A 17,068-nucleotide genomic window follows, 5' to 3' on the forward strand; every position below is an offset into this window, starting at 1 on the left:
TTGTACTATGAAATTCTTCATTTGTGTTATAAAAACCATGAAATATTTTCGTTAAAAAAGGAATTTGGATAATTTCCAACACGAAACATGAATTTTCATAATAATTTGACAGTTTTCTTTTTTTTGGGAATAATAAATAAAAGATTAAAACTAACTAACAAGTTGTTAAGTTAAAGGAGACGTTCAAATGGAACAAAGTAAACGCAAGCAGTTATTAAAACTGATCGAAGCCGACTGCCGTTTAAGCGTTGAGGAATACGCAGTCATGCTGGGGGAAGAGCCTGTCATCGTGGCGGCAGAAATCAAACGTTTGGAACAAGAAAAGATAATTTGCGGCTATCGGGCCTTGATCGATTGGGATAAAGTTGAAGATGATTGGATCGAAGCCTTGGTCGAAGTCCAAACGATCCCTAACGGTGAAGAGGGGTATCGTGAAATTGCGGAACAAGTACGCAAGTTTTCCGAAGTCAAATCCTTCTTTTTTGTCAGCGGTGGTTTTGATTTTATTTTGCTGCTGCAAGGGCGCAATATCAAAGAGATCTCAAAATTCATCTCGACGAATTTGGCATCGATTCCCGCTGTTTCTGGCACCCAAACGCATTTTCTGTTGGATAAATACAAAGAATGGGGGATCGACTTGTATCAAGACGATTCCGATCATAGAATTCAGGTGAGCCCATGAGAAATTTTTTGACTAAAAAAATTACTGAGATTCAACCATCGGGGATTCGCAAATTTTTTGACATTGTTTCGGAACAACCCGATGCCCTTTCTCTAGGAGTGGGGGAGCCGGATTTTGATACGCCTTCGCATATGATGCGCGAGGGGGTACGCTCATTGCAGGAAGGGCGAACCTTTTATACGGCCAATGCCGGTCTATTAGAACTGCGGGAAAAAATCAGTGAGTATCTGGCTTTTCGCAATAAAGTCCACTATGATCCGCAAAGTGAGATCGTGGTGACAGTCGGCGGTAGTGAGGCGATTGATCTGGCGCTTCGGATTTTCATTGACCCAGGCGATGAAGTGATTATTCCCCAGCCAAGTTTTGTCTGTTATGAACCGATCACTCAGATGGCAGGGGGAACGCCGGTGCCCATCGATTTACAGGCCGCCAATCAATTTATGCTGACGCCAGAAGAATTGGAAGGCGCGATTACGGCTAAGAGCAAGATTCTCATTTTGTCCTATCCTAATAATCCGACGGGAGCAACGATGGATCGCGAAGCGTTGATCAAGATTGCCGATGTGGTGAAAAAACATGATCTACTAGTGATCACCGATGAAATCTATGCGGAATTAGTTTACGATGAGCCCTTCACCAGCATCGCGGAACTGCCGGAAATGCGAGAGCGGACAATCGTAATCAATGGTTTTTCAAAAGGCTTTGCCATGACTGGCTGGCGTTTAGGCTTTATGGCGGGACCGGAAATTTTTATGGAGCAGTTGTTAAAATTGCATCAATACACGATCATGGCAGCCCCGACTGCCAGCCAATATGCCGCCTTAGCTGGTTTGAAAAACAATTGGCAGGAAACTGTCGAGCCGATGCGTTTATCTTATGAAGAACGCCGCAATTATTTGCACCATGCGTTGGAGCAAATGGGCTTACCCTGTTACAAGGCCAAAGGCGCCTTCTATCTTTTTCCAGAAATCCGCCAATTTGGCTTAAGCAGTGAGGAATTTGCGTTGCGCCTATTGGCTGAAGAAAAATTAGCGGTCGTTCCTGGTTCAGCTTTTGGGCAAAGTGGTGAAGGCTTTTTACGTCTTTCTTATGCGTATTCCATCAAGGAACTAAAAGAGGCGATCCGGCGCTTAGAACGCTTTATCCAGCGTTTGCAGGAGCAAGCGGAGGCATAAGCGTGTCAACCGAACATTATTAAATCTGCGACAAAAAAGGCGAGAGTCCTCCATTAAAGAATATGGAAGGATTTTCGCCTTTTGTGTCTACATGTTTCAGCTAGCCAAGTCCACTCATCACCGATTTAAAATCGTGTGGCTTTCAATCAAGGCGCCCACAAAAATCAGTAGTAAACCGAGCAGGGTCCCAATTTTTTCGCTAGTCGTTAGTTTGATGGCACTAAATTTTCTAGTCTGGATCTCTTTGCCACAGACTCTGACTAGGCTGATGTTTGCCAAAGAACAGAGAATCAATAGTTGTCCAAACATTTCAATCAGCCCCGCATTTTTATTTACTTGAAAAAGACCAATGATCCGCTTAGTTAAGGGAACCGCTACGCTTTCAACGGAGAAGGACCAAGTGCCGAGCGTAATGGCATTGATGGCGATCAGGACAAAGAATACGGTATAACCGGTTGAAAAATAGTGCTTTTCCTTTTTTGTTTTCTTGGAAAAAAGCGAGCCAATCAAAAGACAGCCCACTGAAAGCAAGTTCCACCGGAAAATTTGCAGCGTGTGGCTCAATAAGTTTCCAGTCATTTCAAAAGTAGCCCCGGTTTTCCCCCGCAGGAGTGCTTCCGGTAAAAAATAGTAACTAAAAATTATAAGGGGGAAAAAGATGCCGCAAAAGCAGAGGATAGTGTAGCAGATTCTTTCGGCGAGTTGCTCGCTGGCCAGTTTTGCTCTTATTTTTTTCATACGTATTTCCTCATTATTATAGTGGGTTTTAGTAAATTGTAGCATACAAGAAGAGCCAGCAGTTAACAAGCTTCCTCATTAAAAGGGTAAGCGAGGAGCGAATCTTTCTGTCAAATTAGTTATTAACTAAAACTTATAGCTTATTTTCAGCAAAACCGTTCTTACTTTTTACGATAAATGATAAGATGAGTGTAGGTCCTCAGGGCTAATGATTTTTTAAAGGAGGCATTTATGCTATCACGTTTCAAACAATCTAAACTGTTCTTTTGGACGGCGGAGATTGTCTTAACGATTATCGGGATCTATTTTCTTTTACAAATGCCGAATGTTTTTAAACCAGTGATTGGGATGCTTTCCGCGGTCTTATTGCCGCTGTTAGTGGCAGGTTTTCTTTATTACATGTTTGATCCGATCGTGGTTTTTTTAGAAAAAAGAGGGATTCCCCGCGTTTTTGGGTTTTTGCTGTCCTTTATCGTGGTGGCGATTGTTATCGTGTTGATCATGATGAACGCAGTGCCAAGAATGATCGAGCAAACGGTTCAGCTTACTCAGAATTTACCGGCTTATGCGGAAGAAACCGGTCGTTGGTTGAATGATCTGGCCAATCAAGCGGAATTTAAGAATTTCAATTTAGAAGAGCAGTTGGCTTCTGCGAATCTGACGATCAATAATTTGATCAAGATGGGGTTAGTCAGTGTAACCTCTAGTCTGTCTTTGGTTGTCGGTTTTGCCATGAAATTCTTCGTACTATTGTTTACGGTGCCATTTATTCTGCTCTTTATGTTTAAAGATGGCCACAAATTTTTAGATGCCGTCTCACAGTTCTTTCCCCTGACGATTCGCAAAGAATTACGGCAAACAGTCCGTGAATTGAATGAGACTTTGTCAGCTTATATCAGCAGTACGGTGTTGGATGCTTTTATCATTGGAATCTTAAGTTTTATTGCTATGAGTATTTTTAAACAGCCTTATAGTCTGTTGTTGGCGATTTTTTGCGGCATTACGAACATCATTCCTTATGTGGGACCCTTTATCGGAGCGGTGCCAGCGGTGATCGTCGGTTTATTTGTTTCACCTTTTCAAGCGCTCTACATGGGGATCTCCATTTTGGTCATTCAACAGTTAGACGGTAATTTGATCAAGCCGCTCTTATTCGGTAAATCCTTGAATATCCATCCGTTGACGATTATCTTAGTATTGATTGGAGCCGGAAGTGTGGCAGGGATCGTCGGGATGCTGATCTGTATTCCAGTCTATGCCGTGATCAAGACCTTGATTATTAACATCCATAAAATTTATCTGCTGCGGCGGGAGAGTCAGCTCTTTACAGATCGGGGAGAAGACTAAATAAAAGAAGGAGGTGCGACAAAAAAATTGTCGTACCTCCTTTTTATTTGTGAAAAGTCGCGATAAGCTTGGCCCATAAAAAAATAACTGATTTTAATTGCGACTTTCAGAATTCTTAAAAATTTTACCGAATATCGGTTTGTCTTTCTCGAATTTGAAATGGTAAATCGCCAATAGTGCGATGAACCATAGCGGCGAAAAGATCAAAGCTTCCCGTGTATCAGCTGCTAGTGCTAAAACGAACAAGACGAAAGCGAGAAAAGCAAAGACCAAATAATTCGTATAAGGGAATAGGGGCAACTTGAAAGTACTTTTAGCTGCCAATTCCGGTTTGGTTTGCCGATAGCGCAGATGGGTAAAGACGATCATGCCCCAAATAAAGATAAAGCAGATCGTGGCGATCGAGCTGATCATCGTGAAAATGTGACTAGGAACAAAAAAGTTCATAATGACTGCAATAAAAATGATCATCGTTGAAAAGATCAGCGCATTTCCCGGAACGCGATTACGGGTCAATTTAGTAAAGGTTTTTGGTGCACTGCCTTCTTGGGCCAATGAACGAACCATCCGACTCGTGCTGTAAATCGCGCTGTTACAAGCCGACATGGCAGAGCTTAAAACGACTAGATTAACGATCGAAGCAGCCGCCGTAATACCGATCTCCGAAAAGACTTGCACAAAGGGACTTTGATCGGCGGATAAGCTTGACCATGGATAAATCGACATGATCATAAAGAGTGAGCCTAAATAAAATAAAATGATCCGAACGGGAATCGTATTGATGGCTTTAGGGAGCACGGTTTTAGGATCCGAAGTTTCGCCGCCGATCAAACCAACCAATTCGACACCGCAAAAAGCGAAAGTTGCCATTTGGAAGGAGAGGACGAAACCACCAGCCCCTTTTGGAAAGAAGCCGCCATGGCGCCAAAGGTTGCTAATTTCAACGGGTCCGGCGCTCGTTTTAAAACCGGTAAAGATCATTACTCCACCAGCAATAATCAAGGCTACGATGGCGACTACTTTAATCAAAGCAAACCAAAATTCTAATTCGCCAAACAAACCAACAGCTACTAAATTCAATCCTAAGAGTAAAGCTAGAGCAATGATCTCAGGCAACCATTGGGGGATATGAGGGAGCCAATAGCTTACATACATTCCCGTCGCTGTTAAATCGGCCATCGCGATGGCGATCCAACAAAACCAGTAAGTCCAGCCGGTTACAAAGGCCACTTTGGTGCCTAAATAATCAGCAATAAAATCTAAAAATGAATGGTAATTCAAATTTGACAGCATCAATTCGCCTAAAGCGCGCATGATTAGGAAAATAATGCCACCGGTAATCAGATAAGACAGCAGGATCGAAGGACCGGTCAATTGAATCGTTTTGCCAGAACCAAGAAACAAACCGGTTCCGATCGCACCCCCAATAGAAATCAGCTGGACGTGACGACTTTTTAATCCTCTATCTAATTCTTCATGACTTTCCAATAAAATCAGTCCTTTTTTTAAGATTAGAATGATTTTATCAGAAAATTCTTAGTAATTTAACTATAATCCTTTTAAAAAAATAATTGCTAAAAAATTCTAATAATTTTAAAATAACAAAAAAATCAAAAGAGTTATTAAAGAATCTGCTATAACTCATCTCTAGGAATGATTAAAATGCTATAATATTGGAAAATTCTTAAATAGATTCTGCTATGTTCAACTTAATAGTAGCAGTATCGCTATTTTCCATACTCGTAAAAAGAAGAGAAATAAGGAGGAACCGATTTGAATAAAAAGACGATCGGTTGGGTAATTTTAGGACTGGTTGTGCTGGGCGCGGTCAGTTTTGCTGGTTACCAGATTTATCAAGATAAAATCATTCAATCAGAAAAAGAAAATAAACAAGTACTGAATAAACGTTTAGCCGATCTTTACGCCGATCAAAAAACGGGCTATTTTAAGGCGGATATTTCAGTGGCGGCCTTTGATGATTTAGCGGAGGAAGTGAAGAATCAGCAAAGTGAAAGCCAGACCTTAGCTGATATCGAACAAGCCAAGCAAAATTTTGAACTTCAGACCGATTTAAACGCACTTTTTGAACATGACGTGTTAAATGGTTTGGATCTAGCGGCCCATCCAGTTTTAAAATCTGCTAATGAGACTAAAATCAAAGGCTTGCAAGAGCGGCTAAGTGAAAGTTCAGCCAAAGAGAAGGACTGGGGCCAAGATCTCGGTATGATCTTAGGAATTGCGGAAGCACAGGCCAAAGATTTCAGCAATGCGGAAACTGAAGTAACGAATTTACTGAATAAAGGCGCTGATTTGAGCTTGTCGGATTATTTGGCTGGAGTAAAAACATTGGCGATTTTGCCGGATGGTGATTTAAAACAAGGACTGTTGAATAAATTAGCCCCTGTTAAAAATCAACTGGCGAATGCAAATGCACAATTTGCCAGTCAGATCCGACAAAGCGATGCCGCGATGGCAGCCGCGGAAAAAAGTTATCAAGAACGGCAAGCCAAAGCACTGGCGGAACGGAATAAAGAATTGACTGAATTGAAGAAAGATTTAGCCGATCAGCAGGAAATCTATGAGTCCTACCAAGAGCTATTGGATTCGATCGATGAGAGCAAGCAACAAGAAGCTGACAGTAAAAAAGCCGAGTCAGAATCTCGTTCCCGCGAATCTGATTCCAGCAGCAGCTCTTCCAGCTCGAGCTCTAGTTCCAGCTCTTCTTCAGAAGAATCCGATTCATCGGATGACTAAGTCAAGGGGGCTATGATGGGGCGAAACTGCTGCAAGAAATTTTAGCTGACTTTTTTTCAAGACCTACGGGTAAGACGTTTCTGCGAAAAAAGGCGGTCTGACAAGATTTTTTTGTCAGACCGCCTTTTTTAGCGAGTAAAATCAACTTAGTGTAACCCGTTCTTTGGAAGTGGTTTGGTATTCTTCAAATAATGGGGAAATCTGCGTTCTCTTTTTGATATCCAGTTTAATAAAGATATTGTGAACATGGGTCTTAACCGTTCCCAGCGAGAGAAATAACTGGTCGGCAATTTCTTGGTTGGTCTGATGCGCCAGTAATAATGCAAAAATCTCAGCTTCTCTTTTAGTAAATTGATGCGCAGTGCAAAATTGTCGGATGGAAAGAGTAGTATCTTGATCCTCAGTCGCTTCAGGCTCCGGCTGGTTTTTTAAGAAGAAGTGGAAGAGCAGGAGACAAATCACAATGGAAAAGATATCTTCTGAAATACTGCGATTATAAATTTTAGTGGTCAACGAGCTGTATTGATCAATATTGAAAATCACGAAACTATCTTCCAGCACGATCACAATACTAAAGAAGATGTTGATCAAAGTTAATTTTTTTAAATAGCTTTGATTCATTGCCGGCAAGGCCTTTTTACTACCGCGCCAACAATAAAAACCTAAATAGCCAAGGAAAAGCTGATTGGCCAAGTAATAAAGCCAAACTTTAAAAGCTGAATTGGGCAGTAACGGGACAGAGATCATCCAAACAGCTAAAGCAATCAATAAGCCATAATGCAACGCCTTGAATTTTTCTTTACGGAGAGCGGCGATAATCGAAACGGAGAAGAAGGCATTGCCGAGAAAAATAATGGTTTTGACTGCAGGGGCACTCATAAAGGCTTGGTCGTAGCTGTGGGCAAAGGAGTTGATGAACTCGGTCATATAAATAATGATATTATCGAAAATAAAGAAGGCCAGATAGGCGCTGATTAATAAAAACAGTTTGTTTTTTTCTTTTAAATAGAAATTGATCGCAAATGCCATGGTTACAGAGTATAGAATGATCAAAAGGATATTATAAATGAAGATTACGATCATATTGAATCCCCTTTCATTTTGAAGTTGAAAAATCCTGCTTCGCACGTTAAGTATAACATCATTTATTCCTCCATCGCTTCAAAATACGCTAAACTTTCCTCTAAACTTTTCTAAACCCTTGTAAAATAAAAGGTTTATATCTAAAAATAAACCAGGTGAAACTAATCACAATCGCAAATGTTAGTGTTTACATCCTTTAGCTTATCGTAAACTTGCCATTTTTTGCCTAAAGTAAAGGAGCAAAAGCAAACAAATTACTTAGGAGGCGTCATCATGGCAAAAAGAGATTTCATTACAACAGAAAATTACACGAAGGAGGAGATTCAATACATTGTTGATTTATCACTGAAAATCAAAGCTTCTATTAAAAACGGTTTTTATCCGCCATTATTAAAAAATAAAGTCTTAGGCATGATCTTCCAACAATCTTCTACTAGAACGCGAGTTTCTTTTGAAACAGCGATGACTCAATTAGGGGGGCACGCAGAATATTTGGCGCCCGGTCAAATCCAATTAGGCGGACATGAAACCATTGAAGACACCAGTCGCGTCTTGTCGCGGTTAGTCGATATTCTAATGGCTCGGGTGGAACGTCATCACAGCGTTTATGATTTAGCGAATAATGCAACGATTCCAGTCATCAACGGTATGTCTGATTTCAACCATCCAACACAAGAATTAGGCGACCTTTGTACGATGATCGAACATTTACCGGCAGGCAAGAAAATTGAAGACTGCAAAGTTTCCTTCATCGGTGATGCTACACAAGTATGTTTCTCACTGGGGTTAGTCGCTACTAAAATGGGCATGGAATTTGTCCAATTTGGTCCGCAAGGGTTCCAATTAAATGACGATCATCGGGCGCGCTTAGATGCGATTTGTAAAGAATCGGGCGGTTCCTATACCGTTTCTGATCAAATCGAAGTGATCGAAGGCTCGGACTTTGTTTACACCGACGTTTGGTACGGCTTATACGAAGCAGAGTTATCAGAAGAAGAACGGATGAGTACTTTCTATCCGAAATACCAAGTCAATGATGAATTGATGGCCCGCGCTGGCAAAGATGCGAAATTCATGCACTGTCTACCAGCAACGCGTGGCGAAGAAGTGACCGATGAAGTGATGGACGGACCAAACTCCATCTGTTTTGATGAAGCAGAAAATCGTTTGACCTCGATTCGCGGCTTATTGGTTTATTTGATGCATGACTATGCGGATAAGAATCCGATCGACGAAAAACAACAAGCAGCAGCTAAAGCAGAACTGGAAGTCTTTTTAGGTAAAGCACTATAGACCCACAGGTAAGGACGGAAATGATCTGCAGGGTTAAATAAATTCATCAAGATTATTTCCATTCGGGGATTGGGGCAATCCTCAATCCCTGTTTCTACCGGAAAGGAAGAAAAATGGAAGCAAAAAAGAAAAAATTTAGTTTGATGAGTGCAATATTATCCGTTATCTGTGTCGTGTTCGTGGCAGAGGCGGCGGCGCCGGTTGCGGCGATCGGAAATTCCCAATTTTTTTGGTGGATCTTTCTACTAATCACGTTCCTTTTGCCGTATGGTTTGATTTCTTCAGAATTAGGGACCACCTATATTGGTGATGGTGGGATTTATGACTGGGTGACCCAAGCTTTCGGCCACCGTTGGGGATCCCGTGTTTCTTGGTATTATTGGATCAATTATCCACTGTGGTTGGCTTCCTTAGCTGTGGTGTGTCCCGATTTATTAACGACGATCACAGGAATTGAATTTTCAACGATCCCCGCGATTTTGATTGAGTTAGTTTTTATTTGGGTGATCGTTTGGATCAGTTTTTATCCAGTCGCAGACAGTGTCTGGATCTTGAATGGGGCCGCGGTGATCAAGATGCTGTTGGCGATTTTGATTGGTGCGTTAGGCCTGTATACCTTTGCGACTAAAGGGGCCGCCAATGAATTTACGTTAGCTTCTTTATTACCTAGCTTCAATTTGAATAGTTTGTCCTTTATTTCAGTGATTATTTTCAATCTATTAGGTTTTGAAGTGATCTGTACGTTTGCTGACGATATGGAAAATCCGAAAAAACAAATCCCGCAAGCAATTATTGCCGGTGGGTTAGTGATCGCGGCAATTTACATCTTTTCAGCCTTTGGGATTGGCGTTGCCATTCCAACCGATCAAATCAGTACCGGCAGCGGTTTGATGGACAGCTTCAAGTTATTGACCGGCTCGACCGGTGGTTGGTTCATCATCGCGATGGCTTTCTTATTCCTATTGACTTTGTTCGGCAATATGATCTCTTGGTCTTTAGGTGTCAATAATACGGCTTGTTACGCAGCCGAAAATGGGGACATGCCGAAAATTTTTGCAAAGCGTGGCGGCAAAGACGAAATGCCGATCGGCGCAGCGATCATGAATGGGATCGTGGCAACGGTAGTGGTCGTGATCGCACCGATCCTACCAAACCAAGATCTATTCTGGGCATTCTTCTCATTGAATCTCGTGATGTTCTTGATGTCTTATGTACCAGTCTTTCCAGCTTTTTACAAATTACGCAAAAGTGATCCCGATACACCGCGTCCGTTTAAAGTCGGAGGCAGTGATACCGTGTTGAAAATCTTGGTGGCATTACCAATGATCATGATTGTAATCTCATTGATCTTTACCGCGCTACCGTTACAATTTGATGCCGAAAGTTTGAGTCAGCAGTTACCGATCACCATCGGTGCAATCGTCTTCACCTTGTTTGGTGAAGCAATCATTTGGATGAAAAAAATTAAAAAAGAAGGAGTCATCTATCATGGCAAAGAGAATCGAGAAGACAACACCGAAACAAGACGGGTTTAGAATGCCCGGTGAATTTGAACCACAAGAAAAAGTTTGGATGATTTGGCCGGAGCGGCCGGATAATTGGCGGGATGGTGGCAAACCTGCTCAGGCAGCTTTTGCGGAAGTGGCTAAAGCCATCAGTAAATTCACGCCGATGAACGTCGTGGTTTCTCAGCAACAATTCCAAAATTGTCGTCGGCAATTACCAGCAAAAATCACCGTTTATGAAATGTCGAATAATGATGCTTGGGTGCGAGATTGTGGACCAAGTTTTGTAATCAATGACCACGGTGAATTACGAGCTAATGACTGGGGCTTTAACGCTTGGGGCGGTTTAGTTGACGGGTTGTATTTCCCTTGGGATCAAGATGATTTAGTCGCACAAAAAATTTGTGAAATCGAAAAGGTTGACTCTTACCGGACAGCGGACTTTATTTTAGAAGGCGGTTCTTTCCACGTGGATGGCGAAGGAACGGTTTTGACAACGGAAATGTGTCTGTTGAGTGAAGGGCGCAATCCACATATGACCAAAGAAGAAATCGAAGAAAAATTATGCGACTACTTAAATTGTGAAAAAGTTTTATGGTTAGGTGATGGGATTGATCCAGAAGAAACCAACGGTCACGTGGATGACGTTGCTTGTTTCGTTCGCCCAGGCGAAGTGGCTTGTATCTACACCGAAGATAAAAATAGTCCATTTTATGAAGCAGCCCAAGATGCCTATAAACGCTTGAACGAAATGACCGATGCCAAAGGCCGCAAACTAAAAGTGCATAAAATCTGTTGCCCGATCGACAATGTCACCATCGACGGCAATTTCAAGATCGACTACGTGGAAGGAACACTGCCACGGGAAGACGGCGATATCTGTATCGCTTCTTATATGAATTTCTTGATTACCAACAACGGGGTCATCGTGCCACAATATGGCGATAAGAATGATGCCTTAGCTTTGGAACAATTGGAAATGATCTTCCCAGATAAAAAAATCGTGGGTGTCAATACCGTAGAAGTTGTTTACGGCGGCGGGAATATCCACTGTATCACCCAACAACAACCGCAAAGATAGGAGAAGCGCATGTCAAAAATCGTAATCGCATTAGGTGGAAACGCGTTAGGAAATTCCGCCAATGAACAATTAACTAAAGCCGAATTAGCGGCGAAATCAATCGCCGATCTAATCACAGCCGGGCATCATGTGGTGATCGCTCACGGCAATGGCCCGCAAGTCGGCAAGATTCGTTTAGCTTTTGAAGAAACTAGCCAAACGCCTGAAGACACGATGCCGTTTCCTGAATGTACCGCGATGAGCCAAGGGTACATCGGTTATCATTTGCAACAAGCGATTGATGAAGAATTAGTCGCCCGGGGTTTAAACGATATTCCGGTGGTTTCGATGTTGACGCAAGTCGTAGTCGATCCACAAGATCCGGCGTTTACCAATCCAACGAAACCGATTGGGGGCTATTACACCGAAGCGGAAGCCCAAAAATTGATGGCAGAAAGCGACGATGTCTACGTTGAAGATGCCGGTCGTGGTTGGCGGCGGGTAGTACCTTCACCGAAACCAGTCGATATTTACGAAAAAATCAGTTTACAAACCTTAGTCGACGCGGGGCAAGTCGTGATCGCCTGTGGTGGAGGAGGCATTCCAGTTATTTATGAAGGCACTCGCTACAAGGGAGTCGATGCTGTAATCGATAAAGATTTTGCGGCAGCTAAAATGGCGGCTTTGATCGATGCCGATGTCTTCATTATTTTGACGGCAGTCGATCATGTCTTTGTCAATTTCGGTACCCCAGAGCAAAAAGCACTGGAAACAACTTCAGTGACAGAGATGAAACAATATATCAGGGAAGATCAATTTGCTCCTGGCAGCATGTTGCCAAAAGTTGAAGCTGCGATTGATTTTGCGGAATCAAAAGCCGGTCGTCAGGCCATCATTGCTTCTTTGGAACAAGCTTCAGAAGCCGTTAAAGGCAACAGCGGAACGAAGATACAAATCTAAAACTAAAATCCCAGCCTGTTAGGGCTGAGATTTTAGTTTTGACAAGAAGAAAAAAGGGTTAGCTTTTCATCTCAGTCAAGACCTTCGCAATGTCTCTCTTGATCAAACTTTGCATGCTTTCTTTAAATTGACTGAGATCCAGATTTTCCAATTTTTGGCGAATGAGCGGAGTCATTTCTGGTTTAGCTTCTGTTAAATAAACTAAGTAGGGAATACATTGACGAATAATAGGAGCTTTGGAATCATCCAAGATCGCTAAAATTTCTTCAAGATGAGTGTCAATGATATTTTGCGAATCCCAGCGTGCGTTGATCATAAAAAATTTAAAAGCACGTCCTCGTCCGGAGGGCGTCTCTGCATTAAGGGCAGGCAAGAATGACTCAAGTTTATCCATGTAAATAGGTTCGCCCAGGCATACAGCTTCCAATTTTTTGAAAGCCATCAGAGCTTCTTTGGTATCTTTAGCGGTCAAAAGCGTCAACACAGTGTCCATTAAAACACTCCTTTTCTTCTTATTATAATAAAACAGTCGCCAACTTGGCGACTGTTTTTGTTTAATCTTTTTTCTCTGCTTCTAATTGTTTTTTCAACTCACTGATTTGTTTGTCGAGATCTTTGCTTTGGTCTTCGACGTCTTGAATCTGGTCATTGATCGAATTCAACTCGGCATTTCTGGCAGCTTTTTCGTGAGCGTATTCCGCTTCTTTATTGCGATATACGTTTGTATATTGGTCAGAAAGTGTTCCGCCCGTTGGTTCGACTTGCTGGACTAAGGCGAAAACTTGCTGAGCATACTGGTCAAAGGTTTGCCAATTGTCTTGCGTATCCGTGACGATCAGTTCAAATTGACTCAAACTGTCGATTCGATCGGAAATCAATTGATTACTGAAGGTCGATGCTTCTTCGACCATTGGCGTATTCAATTTGGCTATGGTTAATTGATTGGCTTTTTCCTTGGCTAACGTATCAATCTTAGCAGTTGCCGTCTGCAAAGCTTCTTGGCGGGCCGCTAGAACTTGTTTCGTTTGACTGGAGCGGGTAACCAATTGATTGCCTGATTTTTGGACCGACGCGGGCATTTGGAAATCAACATCTTCTTTGCCATTATTTAAAAGATCCATCGTTTGTTTGAAGATTTCCTTGGTCGCTTGCCCGACGCTGGCGTTGTCTTGCGGCTGCGGCGTATCATCGCCGGCCCAGACGGCAACGGTATAGTAAGGTGTCGCGCCCACGGTCCAGAGATCTTTGGCTTCGTCAGTCGTACCGGTTTTGACGGCCCAATATTGATTGTGAGCCAAGTTAAGTCCGCTAGCAGTTCCATCGGTATTTTGATGGACCGCCTTCATCGTATCGATCGTTAAATAAGCAGCATCATCGCTGTAAACTTTTTGTTGTGCGCTATCGTTTTGGGAGAAGATTTCTTGCCCAGTGTCTCTGCGCTTGATTGTTTGGATATTTGACGGTGCGCGATAGTTTCCTTGGTTGACCAAGGTGGCAATCCCGCTAGCCATTTCCTGAGTAGTCGCGCCGTAGGTCATTCCGCCGACGGCAATGATCGGATTGTCATCTTGAACGTCCAGTCCGGTAAATTGCATTTGAGCCAGCGGTTGATAGACTGGTTCTTTTGTGGCTTCACGATTTTCATCGGCTAATTTGTACGCCACTACGTTGGAGGAAATCGCTAAAGCATTACGCAATGTTAAAAGACCTTTGGAACCATTATAAACATTGTTTGGATAGGTATTGTTTAAGCGATCATCGGAGACCGTACTATTTTCCAACAAACCACGTTCATAGGCGGGGGCGTAAGCTACCAATGGCTTGATTGCAGACCCCGGTTGACGAAGGGAAAGGAAAGCGCGATTGTAATAATTGCCTTCTTCGCCCCGACCGCCGATACTAGCAACGACATTTCCCGTTTGATTATCGATGACGGTCATCGCCGCTTGTTTTGTGTAAAAATTATTGTCGCCTCGATCTTGCCAAGCATTCATCACGTTGCTGACAATACCTTGCAATTGATCGTGCATGGCAGGATCGATATTGGTGCTGATTTGATACCCGCCGGAAAGGATCCGTTGATAGACTTTATTATAGGCGGTTTTATATTCTTTATTGTAGCGATCTTCTTCTTCCTTAGAATCGAACTGGTATTGGAAGCGGAAATCTTGTTGGCCCATCAAGACTTTCGTCGCTGAATCGACCGCTAAAGCCACTTCATGATTGTCTAATTGGTTATTGAGAGCATTGCTGTGGATCTTGGCGGTAAAATCATCAGCCACGGCTTGATCGTATTGCTCTTTAGTGATATAGCCTTGAGCATTCATCTCTTCTAAGATCAATTTAGCCCGTTTTAGCGCGTTGGCTTTTTCAGTGGTGGGATCAAAAATCCCTGGATTGTTGGTGATCCCAACCAAAGTCGCTTTTTCCAGCAGGCTCGTATCGTTGATCGATTTGCCGAAGTAGACTTTGGCCGCCGCATTGATTCCATAGGCCCCATGACCGAAGTAAACATTGTTCAAATAATATTCCAAAATTTGGTGTTTGCTGAATTTTTTTTCTAAGGCTTGCGCCATCACCATCTCTTCGATCTTCCGAGAGATAGAAACTTCGGGTGTTAGATAAATATTTTTGACCAGCTGTTGAGTAATTGTGGAGGCGCCCCGTACCCCGCGACCAAGTGCCGCATTCAATGCGACCGTCAGCAAGCCTTGCGTATCGACACCGTGATGTTCGTAAAAACGTTTATCTTCAATCGAAATCAACGCTTGGGAAACAAGGGGGTCCATCTTATCGTATGTTAAGTAGTCTCGCTCTTGCGTCTTCAGTTCTTTGATGACTTGACCATCTTTATCTAAAATCGTCGTCGGATGATGTTGCTTGAAGTCACTTTCTTGAATCGTAGCGGCGTGTTCTTCACCGGCATCGATCGCGGCCGTGACTTCTTTGCCATATGTTTGGAAGAAGAAAACGGTCCCTGCAATCACCAGCGCAAGCAGTACCGCTAAGATGCTTAGTGAGATCTTGGTTGATTTTGCCAGTTTAGGCAATTTCTTAGGAGCGCCTTTCGCGCTGTTTGTTTTTTTAGTTTCATGTCGTTCTTGTCTTTTTGCCATATCCTGCCTATCCTTATTGAAATCATTTCCTCTAGTGTAATAGAAAATGACTCGAATAACTATCCAATTCATATTTTTGCAAGAAAAAATTTAGATTATTTCATAAAAATAAGTGTTTATTCATTAGAAATACTTGACGCTCGAATAATTTGTCGCCACAATATAGTGGAGACGAGGTGACCTATGAACACAACAAAAAAATGGCTGATTTTTTGGGGAATTTTAGCTGCCCTTTTTTTAGGGACGATTGCCGTCGTATTAAGTGGGAATTTTCCGCAGTTTACGCTACCCTTCAGTGTTTTTGCCAGTGATAATAAAGCAGTTAAAAAGGAAGAATTACCGAAGCTAACCGTGCTGCCCTTAAAAGATGTCAATGACCAACGCTTATTGACCGAGCAAGTTGAAAAAGTCGAGGCGCTGAATCAGGCTCTTGAAGCAGACGATCGGTTTGTTAGCTCGCAGGCGCTGGCTATGGCGATTGAAAAAATTTACGGTCCAGCCCAGACTGAAAAAAATATTTTTGATCTTTATCGTAAAATTTATCCGATGGTGAGTTCCGAAGAAAACGGGTTTGTCAGTGTCAGTGTGCTAGGTTTTGGTCAGCGGTTAATGGACGACCAGCCAGTGATGACCCAGCGGCAAGTCTGGAGCTTCACGGATACTACGGGAACGCGGCACGATTATACGATTAGTTTGAGCTTTACTACAGATAAGCTCGTTCAATTAACGGCTGAAGATGGAGCGGAAGTGAAGTCCGTCATCACTCAGTCCGATACGTATTTAGATAAGACAGCTGATTTTGAGACGGCGTGGACAGAACTTAACCGGCGTGGCACCGATACGCAACTGTATCGTCAAATGAAAAAAGGTGGTATGGATCGCCAGCAGACAGAATTCAAGGCGCTGGAAAAAAGTCTGAATATCACCGATCCCAGCGGTTTCTTTGACTTATTTGAGGCGACTCGCGGAGATCTTTCCCATGCGTATCTGGCGGGTTTTTATCACACCAATACGCCGACGGATGGTCAATCCGATTATTATTTCCGCGTGCCGACTTCCCCGACCAAGGTGGCCGAATTCACAGTGGTTTATGATCGCTTGCAGCAAAAGATTCTTTCAATCAATCAGCGTTCCTAAAAATATGTGCAAGGCGAGGCATTTTTTGCTTCGTCTTTTTTGGCGTGTCTAAGGCGGGCAAAGAGCCACAATCCGTTTATTAAATAGAATATTAAATAAACGGAAGGTTCACTTTATTGCAAAAATTTTTCATCATAATTCAAAGATAATCTTTGAAATTTGATGGAATATAGATAAAAATCATAAAAATTGTTATATTCGAGATAACAGGAAAATAG

At 42.5% G+C, this 17,068-nt stretch carries 14 protein-coding genes; 9 read left to right on the plus strand and 5 right to left on the minus strand.

Annotated elements, in window-relative coordinates; genetic code table 11:
• Positions 1-187 precede the first annotated feature (187 nt).
• Together EP1_RS04900 and EP1_RS04905 are read left to right on the plus strand one after the other, a co-directional pair.
• Positions 188-682, plus strand: coding sequence for an Lrp/AsnC family transcriptional regulator (locus tag EP1_RS04900; RefSeq protein ID WP_067624349.1), 495 nt, complete (start codon positions 188-190; stop codon positions 680-682).
• Positions 679-1,857: an aminotransferase class I/II-fold pyridoxal phosphate-dependent enzyme gene (locus tag EP1_RS04905; RefSeq protein WP_067624352.1), complete on the plus strand. Its 1,179-nt coding sequence runs from the start codon at positions 679-681 to the stop codon at positions 1,855-1,857. The genes EP1_RS04900 and EP1_RS04905 overlap by 4 nt, the downstream gene beginning before the upstream one ends.
• Positions 1,858-1,974: 117 nt before the next feature.
• On the opposite strand, the gene EP1_RS04910 is transcribed toward EP1_RS04905, so the two are convergent.
• Positions 1,975-2,595, minus strand: a complete 621-nt coding sequence (locus tag EP1_RS04910) for a hypothetical protein (protein WP_067624355.1) — start codon at positions 2,593-2,595, stop codon at positions 1,975-1,977.
• 231 nt (positions 2,596-2,826) lie between these two features.
• On the opposite strand from EP1_RS04910, the gene EP1_RS04915 reads away from it, so the two are divergent.
• Positions 2,827-3,942 (plus strand): AI-2E family transporter, encoded by a 1,116-nt coding sequence (locus EP1_RS04915; protein WP_067624357.1) that lies wholly within the window; start codon positions 2,827-2,829, stop codon positions 3,940-3,942.
• A 93-nt stretch (positions 3,943-4,035) separates the two neighbouring features.
• Here the strand turns inward: EP1_RS04915 and EP1_RS04920 are convergent, their stop codons facing one another.
• Positions 4,036-5,430, minus strand: a complete 1,395-nt coding sequence (locus tag EP1_RS04920) for an amino acid permease (RefSeq protein WP_067624361.1) — start codon at positions 5,428-5,430, stop codon at positions 4,036-4,038.
• Positions 5,431-5,715: 285 nt separating this feature from the next.
• Here EP1_RS04920 and EP1_RS04925 point away from each other — a divergent pair, with 285 nt between their 5' ends.
• Positions 5,716-6,696 (plus strand): hypothetical protein, encoded by a 981-nt coding sequence (locus EP1_RS04925; RefSeq protein WP_067624364.1) that lies wholly within the window; start codon positions 5,716-5,718, stop codon positions 6,694-6,696.
• Positions 6,697-6,837: 141 nt separating this feature from the next.
• On the opposite strand, the gene EP1_RS04930 is transcribed toward EP1_RS04925, so the two are convergent.
• Positions 6,838-7,779 (minus strand): helix-turn-helix domain-containing protein, encoded by a 942-nt coding sequence (locus EP1_RS04930; protein ID WP_067624367.1) that lies wholly within the window; start codon positions 7,777-7,779, stop codon positions 6,838-6,840.
• A gap of 273 nt (positions 7,780-8,052) precedes the next feature.
• On the opposite strand from EP1_RS04930, the gene ptcA reads away from it, so the two are divergent.
• From ptcA to arcC, 4 genes are all read left to right on the plus strand, one after another.
• On the plus strand, positions 8,053-9,072 hold the full coding sequence (ptcA, locus tag EP1_RS04935; protein WP_067624370.1) for a putrescine carbamoyltransferase: 1,020 nt from the start codon (positions 8,053-8,055) through the stop codon (positions 9,070-9,072).
• Between the two features lie 113 nt (positions 9,073-9,185).
• Positions 9,186-10,607, plus strand: a complete 1,422-nt coding sequence (locus EP1_RS04940; RefSeq protein ID WP_067624372.1) for an APC family permease — start codon at positions 9,186-9,188, stop codon at positions 10,605-10,607.
• Positions 10,561-11,658 carry an agmatine deiminase gene (gene aguA, locus EP1_RS04945; protein ID WP_067624374.1) on the plus strand — a complete coding sequence of 366 codons (1,098 nt, stop codon included), beginning with the start codon at positions 10,561-10,563 and terminating at the stop codon, positions 11,656-11,658. Before EP1_RS04940 ends, aguA begins: the two co-directional genes overlap by 47 nt.
• Positions 11,659-11,667: 9 nt before the next feature.
• On the plus strand, positions 11,668-12,597 hold the full coding sequence (arcC, locus tag EP1_RS04950; RefSeq protein ID WP_067624376.1) for a carbamate kinase: 930 nt from the start codon (positions 11,668-11,670) through the stop codon (positions 12,595-12,597).
• A 58-nt stretch (positions 12,598-12,655) separates the two neighbouring features.
• Here arcC and EP1_RS04955 read toward each other — a convergent pair whose 3' ends face one another.
• Both EP1_RS04955 and EP1_RS04960 read right to left on the minus strand, forming a co-directional pair.
• Positions 12,656-13,090 (minus strand): hypothetical protein, encoded by a 435-nt coding sequence (locus tag EP1_RS04955; RefSeq protein WP_067624379.1) that lies wholly within the window; start codon positions 13,088-13,090, stop codon positions 12,656-12,658.
• Between the two features lie 61 nt (positions 13,091-13,151).
• On the minus strand, positions 13,152-15,713 hold the full coding sequence (locus EP1_RS04960; protein WP_067624382.1) for a transglycosylase domain-containing protein: 2,562 nt from the start codon (positions 15,711-15,713) through the stop codon (positions 13,152-13,154).
• A 183-nt stretch (positions 15,714-15,896) separates the two neighbouring features.
• Here EP1_RS04960 and EP1_RS04965 point away from each other — a divergent pair, with 183 nt between their 5' ends.
• Positions 15,897-16,850 carry a hypothetical protein gene (locus EP1_RS04965; RefSeq protein ID WP_067624384.1) on the plus strand — a complete coding sequence of 318 codons (954 nt, stop codon included), beginning with the start codon at positions 15,897-15,899 and terminating at the stop codon, positions 16,848-16,850.
• The last annotated feature ends 218 nt before the right edge of the window (positions 16,851-17,068 follow it).

The sequence above is a fragment of the Enterococcus pseudoavium NBRC 100491 genome (assembly GCF_001544295.1).
GTDB classification, from domain to species: Bacteria; Bacillota; Bacilli; order Lactobacillales; family Enterococcaceae; genus Enterococcus_A; species Enterococcus_A pseudoavium.